We start from the raw sequence: 17,574 nt of genomic DNA, 5'->3' as shown, positions 1-17,574 counted from the left end.
GCTCGGCCCGGGAGAGAGGGACCCACAACGACCGCCGACCGGGGACCGGAACACCCGAATCCCGTGGGGGTACATTCCGCGTGCCCAGCCACCACGGGGCCAACCCCGCGGAGGGGTGATTGTTTTGTGTACGGGGGGCGCGCCCCGAAAGGGGCGCGGGGCTGTGTCAATATGCGGCTCCGCCGCGTGAGCGCAAAACGGAGCGAAGCTCCGTGGGAGGGTCCGGGGGCGCAGCCCCCGGGACGGGAAGGGTAAGGGCGGCGGGGGCGAAAAAATCACGCGCCCCTACTCCACACACCCGTCCCGCCCGGACACCAGCACCGCACACACTTCGGCGCCCCCGGCGCCTCCCACCCGCACCATCGGCGTATACGCGTCCACGTCCCCCCGCTCCGCCACGACCCCCCGCTGCACCCTCCCCTTCGCCCCCGCCCCGTCAGGGGCGACCACCCGCACCGTCACCGCGTCCCCCCGCACCGCCCGCGTGATCCTCCCCCACGCCACCCCGCACACCTCGCTGTACCGCACCTCCACCAACGTCGTCCCCACCGTGACGCTGTTCGTCGTACGGGCCCGGGCCCCGCCGCATCCCATCTCCTCCGGGTCCTTGCCGACACAGCCGGCCCCGGCGCACCGGACCCCGTCCGGCAGTGCGGGCGCGGCACTGGCCGTGGTGGCCGCCGGGGACTTCGCGGGCGAGCGCCCCTCCGCCGCCCGGTCACCGCCCGAGGTGAACCACACCACCCCCGCCACCACGGCGAGCGCCCCGGCGACGGCCGACAGGAAAACCGTCAGCCGACGTCGCCGCCGCGCCCCCGGCCGGGGCCGGCCACCCGCACCCGACGGCCGCGCGTCCTCCGGCACACCGTCGCCCCGGGGCCCGTACGGCGGCACGGCCGCACGGTCCCGGAGCCGCGCGAGGCCCCGGGCGTCGACGTCCGCCTCCCCCGCCCCCGGCGGCCACGTCGGCGACACTCCGGCAGGCCCGGCCACCCCGGCCCTGACCGTCGTACCCCGCCCCCCACCACCGGCCTCGACGCGCGCCTCCGCGTCCCCGCCCCGCACCGGCCCCGGAGCGGATCCCGGCGGCACCGAACCCGGAGCGGGCCCCGGCGCCGCAGGTACCGGCGCGGACCCGCCCCCCGCGCCCCGCTCCCCGAGCGTCCCCCGCTCCCCCAGCGTCCCCCGCTCGCCCAGCGCCTCCCGCGCCTGTGCGATCCGCAGCGCCTCCATCGTCATGTCCTGCCGCATCTCCGAGCGGCTCCACGCCCGTTCGGCCAGCTCCCACATCGTGGTGAGGTGCTCCGGATCGGCCCCCGTGACCTCGGCCAGCGCGAGCACCGCGCCCTTGGGCGCGAGCAGCCGCCCGCCCAGGTACCGGTCCCACGACGTCCTGCTGTAGCCCGTGCGGTCGGCCACCGCCGCGACACTCAGCCCGCTGCGGTCCACGAGCCGCCGCAGCTGCCCCGCGAACTCCTTGAGCTGTGGATCGAGTTCCTCCGGCAGGCCCTTCCAACGAGGCATGACGTCCCTTCCCCCCTTGCTCCCCGCACCCTGTGCCCCGGCGCCCGGCACCCCCGCCGGCCGCGTACCGGACCAGGATTCCAGGTCCGGGGACCCGACCGCAGCAGGGCGTCACGGCGGCGGCCGCCCACCACCCCCGCCCGCCGCCGACTTGGGTCAGCCGCCGGGCGTGACCAGTCCCGTCTCGTACGCCACGACCACGGCCTGCGCGCGGCTGTCCAGGTCGAGCTTGGTCATCGTGCGGTTGAGGTGGGTCTTGACCGTGGCCTCGCTGATGTACAGCCGGTCGGCGATCTCCAGGTTGGACAGACCGCGGCCGATGAGGCCGAGGACCTCGACCTCGCGGGTGGTCAACGCGCCCAGTTCCGGCGGCGGTCCGGACGCGCGCGGCCGGCTTCCGACCCGTCCCGCGAACGCCTCCACCAGCCGCCGGGTGACGCTGGGCGCGAACAGCGCGTCCCCGCCCCGTACGGCGGTCACGGCGGCGAGCAGGCGCTCGGGACCCGAGTCCTTCAGCAGGAACCCGGAGGCGCCCGCGCGCAGCGCCCCGTAGACGTACTCGTCGAGGTCGAAGGTGGTGAGCACCAGGACGCGCGGCACGGGGTCGGTGGCCTGGGCGAGGATGCGTTCGGTGGCCCGCACGCCGTCGGTGCCGGGCATCCGGATATCCATGAGGATGACGTCGGGCAGGGTCGCGGCGGCGACCCGCACCGCCTCGTCGCCGTCCTCGGCCTCGCCGACGACCTCGATGCCGGGGGCCGCGTTCAGCAGTCCGACGAGGCCGGCCCGGATCAGGAACTGGTCGTCGACGACGAGCACCCTGATCATGCGCCCCGCCCGTCACACCGGGCTCGCGCGCCCCGCCCGAACGACCGCCCCGGGAACCCGTGTCCGCCGCGTCGTCCGGTCGTCCCGTGTCCGGTCATTCCGTGCGGCCGTCCCCCTGCCGAGTGGCCGCGGCCGAGGTCGGCAGGGTCAGCCGTACGGCGAACCCGCCCTCGCTCCGCGGGCCGATGCTGATCGTCCCGCCGTAGAGCTTGGCCCGTTCGCGCATGCCAATCAAGCCGTGCCCGCCGCCACCGGCGACTCTGTCCGGAATCACCCCCTCCCCGTCATCGGTGACACACACCGTCACGTGGTGCGGCAGATAGTCGACCCGGACGACGGCACGTGCGCCGCGGGCATGTTTGAGGACGTTGGTCAGCGCCTCCTGCACGACCCGGTACGCGCACAGGTCGACGCCGGGCGCGAGGGGGCGCGGGGTGCCCTCGACGCGGAGTTCGACCGGGACGCCGCCCGCGCGCACCCGCCGTACCAGTTCTTCGAGGCGGTCGAGTCCGGGCATGGGCGCGGCCGGTGCGCCGCCCGGGCCGCCGTCGGGGCCGCGCAGGTCCTCCTCGCGGAGCACCTGGAGCATGCGGCGCAGTTCGTCGAGCGCCTCGGCGCCGGTGCCGGCGATCGTGTCGAGGGCGGTGCGGGCGGTGGTGCGGTCGGAGTCGAAGACGAACCGGGCGAGGCCTGCCTGCACGGAGATCACCGACATGTGGTGGGCGACCACGTCGTGCAGTTCGCGGGCGATGCGGCCGCGCTCCTCGGCGACCTCGCGGCGGGCCCGCTCGGCCTGTTCGGCGCGGAGCCGGCGGGCGAGTTCGGCGGAGCGCCGGGCGAGGGTGCCGAAGCGGACCAGCACGGCGGTGAACAGCAGGCCCTGGCCGACGACGGACGGCATGGAGGAACCGTCGGTGACGAGTCCCGCGTAGATCCACAGGCCGTTCAGGACGGCGGCGCAGCACAGGGCGGTGCGCAGCCGGCGCAGGGCGGCGACGGTGTAGAGGGCGAGCATCGGGCCGAAGGTGCACACCACCGGCCAGTAGCCGAGCCCGATGTAAACGGCGTCGGCGGCGCCGACCACCGCGAAGACGGTGACCGGGGCGCGGCCGCGCAGCGCCACCGGGAGCTGCGACAGGGCGATCCAGGGCAGGGCGCGGGCGTCGAGTTCCGGCCACCCCTGCGCGGCGGACTCCCGGCCGAGCAGCAGGGCGACGGCGGCCATGGCGAGCGCGGTCAGCGCGTCGACGACGTACGGGGCGTGGGGGATGCGCGGGCGGGCACCGCGCAGCCGGGCCGCCAGGGTGCCGTCCGTGCGGGCGGCACCCGGGGGGACGGTACGGGGACGGGTCGGCCGCGGGCGCATCGTCGCAGCGTAACGCCGGTGCACCGGGCGGCGAGTCAACCTTCCGCGGTACCGCGGAAGTTGCAGGAACCGCGCGGCTACCGCGTGCGGTGCGCCCGGACTTCCACCCGGCGCGGGACGCGGGGGCGGCGGGGCGCGCCCTAGGTTCTCGTTCGCAAGGCGACGCAGGCACCGGAGATCGGCGCACGTCGCGACGGGGCCGGCCGACCACCGGCCTTCGCACCGGAAGAGGGGAACCAGCTCATGAGCGTACAGAGGCGACTTGCCACCGTTGTGTCCACCGCCCTGCTGCTCGGCGCGGGTGTGACCGCCGTCGCGCCGACGGCGGGTGCCGCACCGGGCGTGCCCAACATCAGCCAGGGCAGCGCCAACCGGGCCGGGGTGCTGTGTGTGCAGCGCGGGGTGAACGACTGGGCCCAGCGGACCGGGCACGGCCGCCCGCTGGCGGAGGACAAGCTCTTCGGCAAGGACACGAGGAAGTGGGTGCGCACGTTCCAGTCGGCCTCGCACCTGCAGGTCGACGGCATCGTCGGCAAGAACACCGGCAACAGCCTGCTGGACAACCTGACGGGCGACGGCAACTTCCGAGCCGCCTGCTACACCTACATCCCCAGCAGCCGGCACTGACCCGCCGGACGGCTGCGGCTCGTCCCTTCCGGGGGGAAGGGCGAGCCGACGTCGTCCGGTCGCACGGGATGTCCCGTACGGGGGGGGACGCGCCGCCTCCTCGTACGGGACTTCCTCACGTACGGATCGTGAAGTGCAGCGTGTCGTCCAGGAACGGGATGACCAGCCAGGGGTTCGGCTGCACCATCAGCGCCAGCAGGACGATGACGGCGCCGAGCGTGCCGTACGTGATCAGGTCCGTGAAGCGGGAGCGGACGGCGAGCATGCCGACGTCCGGCAGCGCCCAGCGCAGGGCCGCCCCGCCGAGCAGGGCGACGCCGATGAGGATCGTGCCGACGCGGAACACGTCGAGCGCGGTGAGCAGCAGCCCGAGCCCGACGGTCAGCAGTACGGCGAGGATCGGCCACTGCCGGGCGGGCGCGGGCGCGTCGCCGGGCGCGGCACGGCCGCCGCCCTCGGGCGGGGCGGTGTCCCGCGTGAACAGCGGGAACCGCCGCACACCACGGCGGGCCCGCTCGAAGCGGCCGCCCACGGCGATGGGGTCGCGCACGGTGAGCTCGCCCTCGTCGTCGCCGTCGGCGGTGGCGTCGGCGGTGGCGTCGGCGGTGGCGTCCGCCGGAGCACCGGCTCCGTCGGACGGTTCGTCCTCCGCAGCCGCCGGTTCGCGGCGCGCGGTGTCCGAGCCGGCGCCGGACGCGCCCTCCGGCGTCCGGTCGTTCCCGGCGGTGGTGGCCGGCCGGGCGCCCGCCCCCGCAGACCGGGCGCCGCGGGCCGCGGGCGCCGCGTCCGGCGCCGTCGGCCGCACGCCGTCGTCCTGGACGGCTCCGCCGTCCTCCGCCCGCTCAGCCGACACTGCGCTCCGCCGCCTCGACCACGTTGACGAGCAGCTGGGCGCGGGTCATGGGGCCGACGCCGCCCGGGTTCGGGGAGATCCAGCCGGCGACCTCGGTGACGTCGGGGTGGACGTCGCCGACGATCTTGCCCTCGGCGTTGCGGGAGACGCCCACGTCGAGGACGGCGGCGCCCGGCTTGACGTCCTCCGCGCGCACCAGGTGCGGCGCCCCCGCCGCGGCAACGATGATGTCCGCGCGCTTCAGGTGGGCGGACAGGTCACGCGTGCCGGTGTGGCACTGCGTGACCGTCGCGTTCTCGCTGCGCCGGGTCAGCAGCAGCGGCATCGGGCGCCCGATGGTCACCCCGCGGCCGACGACCACGACCTCCGCACCCTTGATCTCCACGCCGTGCGCGCGCAGCAGCGTGAGGATGCCATTGGGGGTGCAGGGCAGCGGCGCGGGCTCGTTGAGCACCAGCCGGCCGAGGTTCATCGGGTGCAGACCGTCCGCGTCCTTGGCGGGGTCCATCAGCTCCAGGATGCGGTTCTCGTCGATGCCCTTGGGCAGCGGGAGCTGCACGATGTACCCCGTGCAGGCCGGGTCCTCGTTCAGTTCGCGGACGACGGCCTCGATCTCCTCCTGCGTCGCCGTCGCGGGCAGTTCGCGCTGGATGGAGGCGATGCCGACCTGCGCGCAGTCGCGGTGCTTGCCGGCGACATACTTGTGGCTCCCGGGGTCGTCGCCGACCAGGACGGTGCCGAGGCCGGGCGTGACGCCCTTCTCCTTGAGGGCCGCCACGCGGGCGGTCAGATCGGACTTGATCGCGGCTGCGGTGGCCTTGCCATCGAGAATCTGGGCGGTCATGACCCCATCCTCCCGGATGACCGCCCGGCGGTTCCAATCCGGGTCGCGATGCGAGACCGGGAGCCGGTCCGCGTGGTCCGCCGCGGCACACGGCAATCCGCCCTGATCAACGCATGATCGGAAGGTTGCACTTGCACAACACATATGGCATGGCTCTGGACAAACGAGCGCGCCCCTGAGAACCATGACCGGGCAGTGCCGCGGGCAGTACCGGGGGGACGGACCGCTCATTCCCACCACTTCCTCCGCAGCGCGCCGCGTGTCCCCGCACTCGAACGGCAGATGGAGGGAAGAAGAGCGCCATGAGTTACGGCGACCCGAACAACCCCTACGGCGCCCCGCAAGAGGGCCAACAGCAGCCCGGTTACGGCGCCCCCCAGCAGCCCCACTACGGCTACCCGCAGGGCCAGCAGCCCGGTTACGGCTATCCGCAGGCTCCCCCGGTCCCGCAGCAGTACGGCGGCGGGCCGGCCATGACATCGATGCCGGGCACGGTGAGCGCCGCGCGCGCCCTGATGTGGGTCATCGTCGGCCTCCAGGTCATCGGCGTGGCAGTCTTCGCCATCGCGGCGGTCGGCATCAACGCGGCGAAGGACGACAACGGGCTGAAGGACGACTCCGACTTCCAGCGCCTGGCCGACCAGTCGACGGGCGTGATGTGGGCGTTCGTCGTCTTCGGCGTCGCCTGGCTGATCTTCGCCATCGTGCTCGCGACCAAGTTCAGGACCGGCGGCAACGGCGTCCGCATCACCACCCTGGTGTTCGCCATCGTCACCGCGATAGCGGGCATCTACCCGTTCATCATCGTGGGCCTGGTGCACACGGTGCTGGGCATCCTGATCGCCATCTTCGTCGGCAACTCGACGGGGTCGGCCTGGTTCAACCGCCCCCGGTACTGACCGGGCGCTGCGCCCGCGCGGCACGAAAGGCCCCGGGCCGACGGCTTTCCGCCGTCGGCCCGGGGCCTTTCATCGTGCGGCCACGGCCACGGCCACGGCCGTGTCAGTGGAAGAAGTGCCGCGTCCCCGTGAAGTACATCGTCACGCCGGCCTTCTTCGCCGCCTCGACGACCAGCTCGTCACGGACCGAACCGCCGGGCTGGACCACGGCCTTCACGCCGGCCTCGGTGAGGATCTCCAGACCGTCCGGGAACGGGAAGAACGCGTCGGAGGCCGCGTACGCCCCCCGCGCGCGCTCGGCGCCCGCCCGCTCCACCGCGAGCTTCGCGGAGTCGACGCGGTTGACCTGGCCCATGCCGACGCCGACGGAGGCGCCGTCCTTGGCGAGCAGGATCGCGTTGGACTTGACGGCCCGGCAGGCCTTCCAGGCGAACGCCAGCTCGGCCAGCTCCGCCTCGGAGAGGGCCTCGCCGGTGGCCAGGGTCCAGGTGGCGGGGTCGTCGCCCTCGGCCTGGAGGCGGTCGGTGACCTGGAGGAGGGCGCCGCCGTCGATCGGCTTGACCTCGACCGGGGCGGCGGGCGCCTCGGGGGCGCGCAGCACGCGGAGGTTCTTCTTCTTGGTGAGCGCTTCGAGGGCGCCCTCCTCGTAGTCCGGCGCGACGATGACCTCGGTGAAGATCCCGGCGACCCGCTCGGCCAGCTCCTTGCTCACCGGCCGGTTGACGGCGATGACGCCGCCGAACGCGGACAGCGGGTCGCAGTCGTGCGCCTTGCGGTGGGCCTCGGCGACGTCCGCACCGACGGCGATGCCGCAGGGGTTGGCGTGCTTGATGATCGCGACGCAGGGCTCGGTGTGGTCGTACGCGGCACGGCGGGCGGCGTCCGTGTCCGTGTAGTTGTTGTACGACATCTCCTTGCCGTGCAGCTGCTCGGCCTGGGCGAGGCCGCCGCCCTCGGGGGAGGTGTAGAGCGCGGCGGGCTGGTGCGGATTCTCGCCGTAGCGCAGGGTGTGGGCGCGCTCGTAGGTGGCACCGAGGAAGTCCGGGAAGCCGGACTCGTCGACGGGGGCGTACTCGGCGGCGAACCAGGAGGCCACGGCGACGTCGTACGCGGCGGTGTGCTGGAAGGCCTCGGCGGCCAGCCGCTTGCGGGCGGCGAGGTCGAAGCCGCCGTCCCGGACCGCGGAGAGCACGTCGGCGTAGCGGGCGGGGCTGGTGACGACGGCGACGGAGGGGTGGTTCTTGGCCGCGGCGCGCACCATCGACGGGCCGCCGATGTCGATCTGCTCGACGCACTCGTCCGGCGCGGCACCCGAGGCGACGGTCTCGCGGAACGGGTACAGGTTGACGACGACGAGGTCGAACGGCGCCACGCCCAGCTCGTCGAGCTGCTGCCGGTGGCTGTCCAGGCGCAGGTCGGCGAGGATGCCGGCGTGCACCTTGGGGTGCAGGGTCTTGACCCGGCCGTCGAGACACTCGGGGAACCCGGTGAGCTCCTCGACCTTGGTCACGGGGACCCCGGCGGCCGCGATCCGCCCGGCGGTGGAGCCGGTGGAGACGAGTTCGACCCCGGCCTCGTGCAGCCCGCGGGCGAGCTCCTCGAGTCCGGTCTTGTCGTAGACGCTGACGAGCGCCCTACGGATGGCCCGCTTGTCGGTTCCGGCGGTGGCGGTCACTGGATAACTACCTTTCGTCCCTCGATGCGATAGCCGTTGCGGGCGAGCCGCCCCACGACATCGACGAGCAGCCTTCGCTCGACTTCCTTGATGCGCTCGTGCAGCGCGCTCTCGTCGTCCTCGTCCCGGACCTCCACCACGCCCTGCGCGATGATCGGCCCGGTGTCGACGCCGTCGTCGACGAAGTGGACGGTGCAGCCGGTGACCCGGGCGCCGTACGCGAGCGCGTCCCGCACACCGTGGGCCCCGGGGAAGCTGGGGAGGAGGGCGGGGTGGGTGTTGACGAACCGTCCACCGAACCGCGCGAGGAACTCCTTCCCCACGATCTTCATGAACCCGGCCGAGACGACCAGGTCGGGCTCGTACGCGGCGACCGCCTCGGCGAGCGCCGCGTCCCACTCCTCACGGGTGGCGTGGTCCCCGACCCGGCAGACGAAGGTGGGCAGTCCGGCGCGCTCGGCGCGGGCCAGCCCCTCGATGCCGGAACGGTCGGCCCCGACGGCGACGACCTCCGCGCCGTAGGCGGCGGCTCCCGCCTCGGCGATGGTGTCGAGCAGCGCCTGCAGATTGGTGCCGGATCCGGAGACCAGGACGACGAGACGTCCCGTACGGGGACGGCGTCCGGCCACGGGAGCCACGGGCTTGGCGGCCACGGCGGGCCCTTTCGTCGGGAGGAGCATGCGGTGTGCGGGCGGCGCGTACGACGTTCTTCTTTGTACGTTCGTACGAATGCTTCGGGCCCCCGCATACGGGGAAGCCTACGAAGCGGCCGACCGTCAGCAACGATACCGGCACACCGGACAACCCCCGGGGGACGGGGGCGGAGCCGGGCGGTAGCGTGCGGGGAACGACCCGTGCGCGCGGGACGTTCACAGGTGGGTACGCGACATCCGGGCGACGGACGCCACGGGTGCCGGGGTACGGGTCCTCGTGACCGGTACGCACGCCCGGGGTGCGCATCCGCACACCCGTACGCGCAACGCTGACGAGCCGCACGGACCGCACCGCACGCCGCCCGCCGGAACCACCAAGGGGAAGACGCACACCTGATGCCGGACAGCCGTTTCCGACACCCGCACCTCCTGCCGCGCGAGCGGCATCAGCCCCCGTACCCGTCGCACGGGGGCACGTCCGCGCCGGGCGGGGAGGGTCCGGGGGCGACGGACGGATCCGGGTCCGGCTCCGGGTCCGGCTCCGGGTCCGGTCGCGAGGGCGGCGGGCCTCCTTCCGGTGACGACAACCCGTTCGCCCCGCCGCCGGAGGGCACCCCGGACCGCCCCTGGCAGCCGCGCCGCCCGGAGGGCGGCCGGGGCAGCTCGGCCTGGGGCGGCCAGGGCGAGGGTCAGGGCCAGGGGCACGACCAGGGGCAGGGTCAGGGCCGGGGCGGCTCCGCGTGGGGCAGTCAGTGGAGCGACCGGCAGCCCGGCCCGTCGACGGACGGCAGCTTCGGCACGCGCCCGCGCCGGCCCGGCGGCCCGGAGGGCCAGGGCGGTGGCCCCGGCGGTCCCGGTGGCCAGGGCGGACCCAACGGTCCCGGTGGCCCGGGCAACGCGGGGATGCGCTGGGACCCGACCGACCCCGCCCAGCGCAGGGCGCGCTACGCGCTCCTGTCCGGCATGTGGGCCTTCTTCTTCGTGCTGTTCGGCTGGCCGTCGGTGTCACTGCTGCTGGGCGCGCTCGCGCTGTACTGGGGCGTGAGCGCGTTGCGCGCCAAGCCCCACCGCCCGGAGAACGGCACGCCCGCCCCGCCGGCCCCCCAGCCCCCGGGCCGCCGCCCCCAGACGACGGCAGCGGTGAGCGGCCTGGTCACGGCGTCCCTGGCCCTGCTCATGGTGGCGACGACCTTCACCGCCCACCTGGTCTACAACGACTACTACACCTGCACGAACGACGCCCTCACCACCACAGCCAAACAGAACTGCGACTCCCTGCTCCCCCACCAACTCCGCGACCTCCTGAGCACGCCGTAGCAGGCGCGAAGCACCGGCAACTACTCGTCGCGCGGCTCCGCCGCGGGGGGGGCGCGGGCAACCGCGCCCCTGCAAGGGGCGCGGGGAACTGTGCGCTCAACCCCCACCCATCCGCACTCCCCACTCGACCCCACCCACCCGAGTTCTCCGGGGTCCAAGGGGCAGAGCCCCTGGTAAGGACGGGAAGGGTAGGGGCGGCGGGGGCGAAAACCCCCACAGCACCCTCACTCGGCCGACACCCCCGGCTCCTCCCCGTCCACCGGCAGGAAGTCATACGCATCCTCCGGCTCCAACCCCCGCTCCGGCTCCGGCTTCTGCTTCTGCTCCACCACTCCCTCCTTCACTTCACCCACCCTCACATCCGACCCCCCAGGCGCCGGAGGCGCCACCTTCCGCACCACACAGCCCAACCACCGCACAACCCCCACCGGCACCCCCACCCCCACAACCCACCCCACTCCCACCCCACCAACCTCCCACCACACCGGCCCGAACCGGGCCAACCCCCGCACCCCCATCGCCCCACCGGCAACCCCCGCCAACCCCGCGATCAGCACCCCACACCCAACCCCCGCCACCACCACAACCCCCGCCACCCGCACCCAGGACCACCGCCCGCGCGCAGGCTCCCCCACTGCCGCCCCGGCCACACTCCACCCCAGAACCACCCCCGCGACCACCGGCACCACAGCCACTCCCCACCCGAGCCATGCCCCCGCCTCCCCCGGCACCGCCGCCAACAACGGAAACCGAGGCAACACCCCAGCCCCGGCCCCCGCCCCCGCGTCGATCCCGGCCCCCCAGGGCCCCACCACCTGCCCCGCCCCCACCACGAACCCCGGCCCCACCCCGTACGCGGCCCCCCACACCGCCGCATTCGGCAGCAGCAACACCCCCAGCAGCACCACCGTGAGCCGCCCCCACCACCCCGGCGTGAGCTGCACCAGGGAGTCCCGCACGGCCCCGCCGTGCCAGGCCAACGAGCCGACGACGAGCAGCGCCCCGCCCCCCACCAGCACCGCGACCCCCCGCAGCGCCGCCCGCAGGGCAACCCGTACCCACCACGGCACCGCCCCCCGCGGCGCCCCGTACGCCGCCCACACACCCCACCCCGCAGCGAGCCCGGTGAGCAGCGGCAGGCAACAGACGGTCCAGACCACGGAGGGCCGCAGTTCACCCCCGGAGGCGTACACCGCCGCCGCGGCGCCGACCGCGAGATAGCCGACGACAACCCCGACCCACGCCGTACGCGCCGAGACCGACGACGCGTGCGGCGACGCGAAGGACCCCGCCCCCCGGCGCCCGCCTCGCCCCTCCCGAGACGCGTCCACCGCATCCCGCCCCGCCCGATACAGCAACCACACCGGCAGCGCGGGCAGCAGCAGCGGAGTGACCCCGACCGGCGCGGCCACCCCGCTCAACGTGTCGGTGCGCAGCAGTTCGACCCCGTGCCCCAGGAGCCAGAGCGAGGCGGCCAGATGCAGCGCACCGTCCGGTCCCCCGTCCGGGTACGGGGAGGTGACCCACAGCGCCAACACCAGCACGGCGAACGCACCGAGCCCGAGCCCCGCCGCGATCGCACCGCCGAGCAGCCCGGCCCCGAGCCCGGGCGACCGCTCCCGCACCCTGCTGCGCAGCCGCCCGCGCAGCCGGAGCAGCAACCGGGTGAGCAGCCACGCGAGCAGCCGGGTGAGCGACCGCGTGGTCAACGAGGGCGCCGAGGCGGAGGAGGCGGATGAGGACGACGAGGCGGACGAAGACGACGAGGCGGACGAGAACGAAGCAGCGCGACGAGCAATCCGTGGGAGCACGACGGCCATGCTCCCAACGACACCCACTTTTCCGTCGCAACGGGCGAGACTCGGCAGTGTCGCTCAAAATACGTTTATGTCATTTTTCGTACGAAAGGGTGTCCGGTGACGCACAGTCAGCTCACGCCCGCTCAAGCCTTCGACGCGCTGCACGGCTTCTGCGCCCCCGTCCTCGTACGGCAGGCCTATCTGCTCACCGGGCGCCGGGCGCTGGCCCGGGAATCGGTGGAGCGGGCGTTCGAGCTGGCCTGGCAGCGCTGGCCCGAGGTGGCACGCGACCGCGACCCCGGCGGATGGGTGCGGGCGGCCACGCACGAGTACGCGCTCTCCCCCTGGCACCGATTCCGCCGGCGCCACCGGCAACCGGAGGCGCTGCCCGGCGACCCGGCCGGCCGCGCGCTCCTCGACGCCCTGCTCCGCCTGCCGCCGCCGTACCGGCGCACGCTCCTGCTGCACGACGGCGTCGGGCTGGGCGTACGGCAGATCGCGGCCGAGACGGAGGCGACCACGTCCGCCACGGCGAACCGTCTGCGCCACGCGCGCGAGGCGGTGACCGCGCGGCTGCCGGACCTGGCGGCACCGTCGGACCTCCATCGGCGCCTGACCGAACTGGCGGCCGCGGAGACCCTGACCCCCGCGCTCCCGCCGACGATCCGCTCGACGGGCGAGCGACGCGACCGCCAGTGGGTACGGACGGCGGCGGTGCTGGTCACCACCCTGACCGGCACGACGGCGCTCACCCTCCAGCACGCCCCCGACCACTACGAACGCCCGGTCCCCCAGGGCCAGGCCATCCACGGCCTGCCCCCACACACGGTCCAGGGGCCCCTGTCGGAGAAATCCCGCAAGCTGCACAAGAAACTACAATCCCACCTTCCCCACGGTCCCCAACGCCTCACTCCATCGACGGACTGAGGCGAGGCCCAAAGGGGCGCGGGGAACTGCGCAAAACGGAGCGAAGCTCCGTAAGGGGGTCCGGGGGCAAAGCCCCCGGGGACGGGAAGGGTAGGGGCGGCGGGGGCGAAGAAACCCACGCGCACCCCCACCCGCCTCCGCCTCCGCACCCCCCAGACACAAAAGGGTCCGCCACCCTCACAAAGGGATGGCGGACCCAGGACGCCAAGGGCGCGTCAGCCCGCGAGGATCTCCCGCGCCAGCTTCGCCGTCTCGGTCGGCGTCTTGCCGACCTTGACCCCGGCGGCCTCAAGGGCCTCCTTCTTCGCCTGCGCGGTCCCGGACGAACCGGACACGATCGCGCCCGCGTGCCCCATCGTCTTGCCCTCGGGCGCGGTGAAGCCCGCGACGTAGCCGACGACCGGCTTGGTCACGTTGGCCTTGATGAAGTCGGCCGCACGCTCCTCGGCGTCGCCGCCGATCTCGCCGATCATCACGATGAGGTCGGTCTCGGGGTCGGCCTCGAACGCGGCGAGGGCGTCGATGTGCGTGGTGCCGATGATCGGGTCGCCACCGATGCCGACGGCGGTCGAGAAGCCGATGTCCCGCAGCTCGTACATCATCTGGTACGTCAGCGTGCCGGACTTCGAGACCAGGCCGATGCGGCCCGGCTTGGTGATGTCGCCCGGGATGATGCCGACGTTGGACTGGCCCGGCGTGATGATGCCGGGGCAGTTCGGACCGATGATCCGGGTCTTGTTGCCCTTCTTGCCGGCGTACGCCCAGAACGACGCCGAGTCGTGCACGGCGATGCCCTCGGTGATCACGACGGCCAGCGGGATCTCGGCGTCGATGGCCTCGACGACGGCGTCCTTGGTGAACTTCTCCGGCACGAAGATGACGGAGACGTTGGCGCCGGTCTTCTCGATGGCCTCCTTGACGGTGCCGAAGACCGGTACCTCGGTGCCGTCGAAGTCCACGGTCTGCCCCGCCTTGCGCGGGTTGACGCCGCCCACGACCTCGGTGCCGTCACCGAGCATGAGCTTGGTGTGCTTCATGCCCGTGGCGCCGGTCATGCCCTGGACGATGACCTTGCTGTCCTTGTTGAGCCAGATAGCCATGGTGTGTTGATGTCCTCGTCCTGAGTGATTACTTGGCGGCGTGGGCCAGCTCGGCGGCCTTGTCGGCCGCGCCGTCCATGGTGTCGACGCGCTGCACCAGCGGGTGGTTGGCGTCGGTGAGGATCTTCCGGCCCAGCTCGGCGTTGTTGCCGTCGAGGCGGACGACCAGCGGCTTGCTGACGTTCTCGCCGCGGTCCTCCAGGAGCTTCAGCGCCTGGACGATGCCGTTGGCGACCTCGTCGCAGGCGGTGATGCCACCGAAGACGTTGACGAACACGGAGCGGACGTCCGGGTCGCCGAGGATGATCTCCAGGCCGTTCGCCATGACCTGGGCGGAGGCGCCGCCACCGATGTCCAGGAAGTTGGCGGGCTTGACGTTGCCGTGCTTCTCACCGGCGTACGCGACGACGTCCAGGGTGCTCATGACGAGACCCGCGCCGTTGCCGATGATGCCGACCTCGCCGTCGAGCTTGACGTAGTTGAGGTTCTTCTCCTTGGCGGCGGCCTCGAGCGGGTTGGCCGCGGCCTTGTCGTGGAGCTCCTCGAAGTCCGGGTGACGGAACTCGGCGTTGTCGTCCAGGGAGACCTTGCCGTCGAGGGCGAGGACGTCACCGGAGGCGACCTTGGCCAGCGGGTTGACCTCGACCAGGAGGGCGTCCTCCTTGATGAAGGTGTCCCACAGCTTGACCAGCACGTTCGCGACCTGGTCGGCGACCTCGGCCGGGAACTTCGCGGCCTCGACGATCTCGCGCGCCTTCTCCGGCGTCACGCCGTCGATCGCGTCGATCGGGGTCTTGGCGACGGCCTCCGGACGGGTGGCGGCCACCTCCTCGATCTCCATGCCGCCCTCGACCGAGGCGATGGAGAGGAAGGTGCGGTTGGCACGGTCGAGGAGGAAGGAGACGTAGTACTCCTCGACGATCTCCGGGGCCGTCTCGGCGATCATCACCTTGTGGACCGTGTGGCCCTTGATGTCCATGCCGAGGATGTCCGTCGCACGGGCGACGGCCTCGTCCGCGGAGGCGGCCAGCTTGACGCCACCGGCCTTGCCACGACCACCGACCTTCACCTGCGCCTTGACGACGGACTTGCCGCCCAGACGCTCGGTGATCTCGCGCGCCGCCTCAGGCGTGTCGATGACTTCACCGGCCAGCACCGGTACATCGTGCTTGGCGAAGAGGTCCCTCGCCTGGTACTCGAACAGGTCCACGCGCTTCCGTCCCTATCAGTGATCTCGCGGTTCGTTGGATGCGTGGGCGTGCCGCGAAGGGCAACGTGACGTCCGCTGTGAGTCACAAGGAAGGCGCACACGGTGTCCGAGCGCGCGGCATGTCCGTCTCGCAGGTTATCGCCGCCGGGGGTGGGGCTCTAAATCGCAGATCACACCTGAGCGGTGATACCTGTCACATGATGCCTAGCTTACTGGCACGGCGTGCCGCGCGGGAGGGGTTGCGGGGAGGGGGCGCGGGCAGGGCCGGTGGCGTCCGGAGGGGGAGGCCTCACCGGGCTGGGGTTGGCCCGGTGAGGCCCTGTTCAGCACCGCGCGGGACATTCGCTGCTCCCGCGAGGTGCGCGGGGCGGGCCCCCCTTCCCCAAGGGGAGCCCGCCCCGTCCGCAGGGCCCGGCCGGACGGTTCCGACGGCTTTCGGCCGTCCGGCGACGGCTCCCTGTGGAGCGGTGGGGCGGCGCTTGGACGCCGCGGTTCTCTGTTGTCCGGCGTGACGACGGTCAGACCTGTCGCGTCTGTCGGACGTGTGAGGCGTGTGTGACGGTCGGCGGTACATGAGGTGCCGGGAGTCGATGCCGTGTTCGGACGGGACGTCGTGTCCCGTCCCGCCGGTTGCGGGTCGTGAGGAGAGCGGCCGCCGGGCGCCGGACGCGTCGGACGCCGACCCCCAGAAGAGAACGGGGAGGGGGGCGGGCGCGCACGCGGGCACAGGGGAACGCGGGCACACGGCCGGGGCGGCCGGACGGTCCCTGTGCGGTCCTAGTCCGGGGGCTCCGGAACGGTCCCGTTCAGGTCCCGCGTTCCGGCGGCGACGCACTCCGCGACGGCACCGGGCGCGAGCCTCGGCAGCGCGCGGTGGTGGAAGGGCACGGCGTGCGCGTCGCCGTGCCGGGGGCCGCCGTTGTCGACGGCGGACCGCTCGCCCAGCAGCCCGGACGGGTCACCGCCGGGCGACTGGTGCGGGGGCGCGGGAAGCTGCCCGGCCCGGGCGGCGGACTCCGCCGCACGGCCCGCGCTCCCCGCCTCGGCCAGGGCGGCCACCTCGGCACCCCCGGGCCACGGCCCGTGCGCGACGGACACCACGGGTTCCGCCCGCTCCCGCGGCTCCGCCGCCGCCCGCTTCGACGCCGACGACGCGGGCGGCTCCCGTACGACCCCGGCCGCCGGCTCCGTCGGGGAGGGCGGCTCCGACGGGGTGACCGGTACGGGCAGGAGCGGCACCGAAGTCACGGGCAGCGGCAGCGGCAACGCCGGCACCTGCGGCAACGGCACCGTCACGGCCCCCGGCCCACCGGTGACCGCTTCGACGATCCCGCCGACCGGCGCCACGGCCTCCTCCACCACCGGCCGCACCAGCCCGTCGACAACCGGCACGACCACCTGCCGCACGGCACCGCCCACCCGGGCCACGGCCCCTCCGACGCCGGGGACGGCCGGTGCGGTGGGTGCGGCCGGTGCGGTGGGTGTGGCTGGTGCGCTGGGCACGGTCGGCGCGCTGGGCGTGGCGCGACGGCCCGGCTTGTGAGGCGTGCTGTCGGCACCGCCGCCCCGCACCGGCCGCGCCGCACCCGTCGCACTCGTTGCTCTCGTTGCTCTCGTTGCTCTCGTCGCACGGTGAGCAGGCGCCGCACCGGACACCGCCTCGTCCACGGCCGGCGTCACCTCGGCCACGACCGCCGGCACATCGGTCACCGGCACGTCGGTCAGCGTCACCGACCCGTCGGCCACCGGCACCGGCGTCCCCTCCGCCGCCTGCGCCCTCCCTCCGTACAGGAACCCGAGCACCACCAACCCGCCCACCAGCAGCGCCAGTCGCAGCGCGCGCCGGCCGGCCGCCGTGCGCGTGACGCGCAGGACGGCGCCTGCGGGGTGCGGCGCGGCGGGCGGGGCCAAGGCGGAACAGCCTCCGTGGGACGGGCGGAACGAGAGGGGTA

The 17,574-nt window shown here is 73.7% G+C and carries 15 protein-coding genes; 4 read left to right on the top strand and 11 right to left on the bottom strand.

Going from position 1 to position 17,574, the window contains the following annotated elements; translation table 11 throughout:
• Positions 1-285 precede the first annotated feature (285 nt).
• The 3 genes from OIE12_RS19960 to OIE12_RS19950 all read right to left on the bottom strand — a co-directional run bounded on the left by OIE12_RS19960 (position 286) and on the right by OIE12_RS19950 (position 3,577).
• Positions 286-1,524, bottom strand: coding sequence for a helix-turn-helix domain-containing protein (locus OIE12_RS19960; protein WP_329137190.1), 1,239 nt, complete (start codon positions 1,522-1,524; stop codon positions 286-288).
• A gap of 156 nt (positions 1,525-1,680) precedes the next feature.
• On the bottom strand, positions 1,681-2,352 hold the full coding sequence (locus OIE12_RS19955) for a response regulator transcription factor (protein WP_329137188.1): 672 nt from the start codon (positions 2,350-2,352) through the stop codon (positions 1,681-1,683).
• A 94-nt stretch (positions 2,353-2,446) separates the two neighbouring features.
• A complete protein-coding gene (locus OIE12_RS19950) occupies positions 2,447-3,577 on the bottom strand; it encodes a sensor histidine kinase (RefSeq protein ID WP_329142075.1) in 1,131 nt (376 codons plus the stop codon).
• A gap of 384 nt (positions 3,578-3,961) precedes the next feature.
• Here OIE12_RS19950 and OIE12_RS19945 point away from each other — a divergent pair, with 384 nt between their 5' ends.
• The gene (locus tag OIE12_RS19945; RefSeq protein ID WP_329137186.1) at positions 3,962-4,345 is read left to right on the top strand and encodes a peptidoglycan-binding domain-containing protein; all 384 of its coding nucleotides are present in this window, start codon (positions 3,962-3,964) and stop codon (positions 4,343-4,345) included.
• A gap of 115 nt (positions 4,346-4,460) precedes the next feature.
• Here OIE12_RS19945 and OIE12_RS19940 read toward each other — a convergent pair whose 3' ends face one another.
• Positions 4,461-5,150, bottom strand: a complete 690-nt coding sequence (locus OIE12_RS19940) for a DUF3017 domain-containing protein (RefSeq protein WP_443054058.1) — start codon at positions 5,148-5,150, stop codon at positions 4,461-4,463.
• Between the two features lie 37 nt (positions 5,151-5,187).
• Entirely contained in the window at positions 5,188-6,042 is an 855-nt protein-coding gene (locus OIE12_RS19935) for a bifunctional methylenetetrahydrofolate dehydrogenase/methenyltetrahydrofolate cyclohydrolase (RefSeq protein ID WP_329137182.1), read from the bottom strand.
• Positions 6,043-6,344: 302 nt separating this feature from the next.
• Between OIE12_RS19935 and OIE12_RS19930 the strand changes: the two genes are divergently transcribed.
• Entirely contained in the window at positions 6,345-6,941 is a 597-nt protein-coding gene (locus tag OIE12_RS19930) for a hypothetical protein (protein WP_329137180.1), read from the top strand.
• A 103-nt stretch (positions 6,942-7,044) separates the two neighbouring features.
• On the opposite strand, the gene purH is transcribed toward OIE12_RS19930, so the two are convergent.
• Complete coding sequence (purH, locus tag OIE12_RS19925; protein ID WP_329137178.1) at positions 7,045-8,616, bottom strand: bifunctional phosphoribosylaminoimidazolecarboxamide formyltransferase/IMP cyclohydrolase; 1,572 nt, start codon at positions 8,614-8,616, stop codon at positions 7,045-7,047.
• Entirely contained in the window at positions 8,613-9,269 is a 657-nt protein-coding gene (purN, locus tag OIE12_RS19920; protein WP_329137175.1) for a phosphoribosylglycinamide formyltransferase, read from the bottom strand. The genes purH and purN overlap by 4 nt, the downstream gene beginning before the upstream one ends.
• Before the next feature lie 396 nt (positions 9,270-9,665).
• On the opposite strand from purN, the gene OIE12_RS19915 reads away from it, so the two are divergent.
• Positions 9,666-10,586 (top strand): hypothetical protein, encoded by a 921-nt coding sequence (locus OIE12_RS19915; protein WP_329137172.1) that lies wholly within the window; start codon positions 9,666-9,668, stop codon positions 10,584-10,586.
• A gap of 224 nt (positions 10,587-10,810) precedes the next feature.
• Here OIE12_RS19915 and OIE12_RS19910 read toward each other — a convergent pair whose 3' ends face one another.
• Positions 10,811-12,295, bottom strand: coding sequence for a cell division protein PerM (locus OIE12_RS19910; RefSeq protein WP_329137170.1), 1,485 nt, complete (start codon positions 12,293-12,295; stop codon positions 10,811-10,813).
• 207 nt (positions 12,296-12,502) lie between these two features.
• Between OIE12_RS19910 and OIE12_RS19905 the strand changes: the two genes are divergently transcribed.
• The gene (locus OIE12_RS19905; protein ID WP_329137168.1) at positions 12,503-13,312 is read left to right on the top strand and encodes an RNA polymerase sigma factor; all 810 of its coding nucleotides are present in this window, start codon (positions 12,503-12,505) and stop codon (positions 13,310-13,312) included.
• A gap of 215 nt (positions 13,313-13,527) precedes the next feature.
• Here OIE12_RS19905 and sucD read toward each other — a convergent pair whose 3' ends face one another.
• From sucD to OIE12_RS19890, 3 genes are all read right to left on the bottom strand, one after another.
• Positions 13,528-14,412 carry a succinate--CoA ligase subunit alpha gene (sucD, locus tag OIE12_RS19900; RefSeq protein ID WP_329137166.1) on the bottom strand — a complete coding sequence of 295 codons (885 nt, stop codon included), beginning with the start codon at positions 14,410-14,412 and terminating at the stop codon, positions 13,528-13,530.
• Positions 14,413-14,440: 28 nt separating this feature from the next.
• Entirely contained in the window at positions 14,441-15,622 is a 1,182-nt protein-coding gene (gene sucC / locus OIE12_RS19895; protein WP_329137164.1) for an ADP-forming succinate--CoA ligase subunit beta, read from the bottom strand.
• 777 nt (positions 15,623-16,399) lie between these two features.
• Positions 16,400-17,533, bottom strand: a complete 1,134-nt coding sequence (locus tag OIE12_RS19890) for a hypothetical protein (protein ID WP_329137162.1) — start codon at positions 17,531-17,533, stop codon at positions 16,400-16,402.
• Between the last annotated feature and the right edge of the window lie 41 nt (positions 17,534-17,574).

Origin of the sequence: Streptomyces sp. NBC_00670 (assembly GCF_036226765.1) — a bacterium.
Taxonomy (GTDB): domain Bacteria; phylum Actinomycetota; class Actinomycetes; order Streptomycetales; family Streptomycetaceae; genus Streptomyces.
Note: the sequence above shows the minus strand (reverse complement) of the source record. Positions and strands in the feature narration are given on the sequence as shown.

Coding starts and splice junctions, on each gene's coding strand:
- OIE12_RS19960 (WP_329137190.1), bottom strand. CDS start 1,524: ATGCCTCGTTGGAAGGGCCTGCCGGAGGAACTCGATCCACAGCTCAAG.
- OIE12_RS19950 (WP_329142075.1), bottom strand. CDS start 3,577: ATGGCCGCCGTCGCCCTGCTGCTCGGCCGGGAGTCCGCCGCGCAGGGG.
- OIE12_RS19930 (WP_329137180.1), top strand. CDS start 6,345: ATGAGTTACGGCGACCCGAACAACCCCTACGGCGCCCCGCAAGAGGGC.
- OIE12_RS19935 (WP_329137182.1), bottom strand. CDS start 6,042: ATGACCGCCCAGATTCTCGATGGCAAGGCCACCGCAGCCGCGATCAAG.
- sucD (WP_329137166.1), bottom strand. CDS start 14,412: ATGGCTATCTGGCTCAACAAGGACAGCAAGGTCATCGTCCAGGGCATG.
- OIE12_RS19955 (WP_329137188.1), bottom strand. CDS start 2,352: ATGATCAGGGTGCTCGTCGTCGACGACCAGTTCCTGATCCGGGCCGGC.
- OIE12_RS19915 (WP_329137172.1), top strand. CDS start 9,666: ATGCCGGACAGCCGTTTCCGACACCCGCACCTCCTGCCGCGCGAGCGG.
- OIE12_RS19945 (WP_329137186.1), top strand. CDS start 3,962: ATGAGCGTACAGAGGCGACTTGCCACCGTTGTGTCCACCGCCCTGCTG.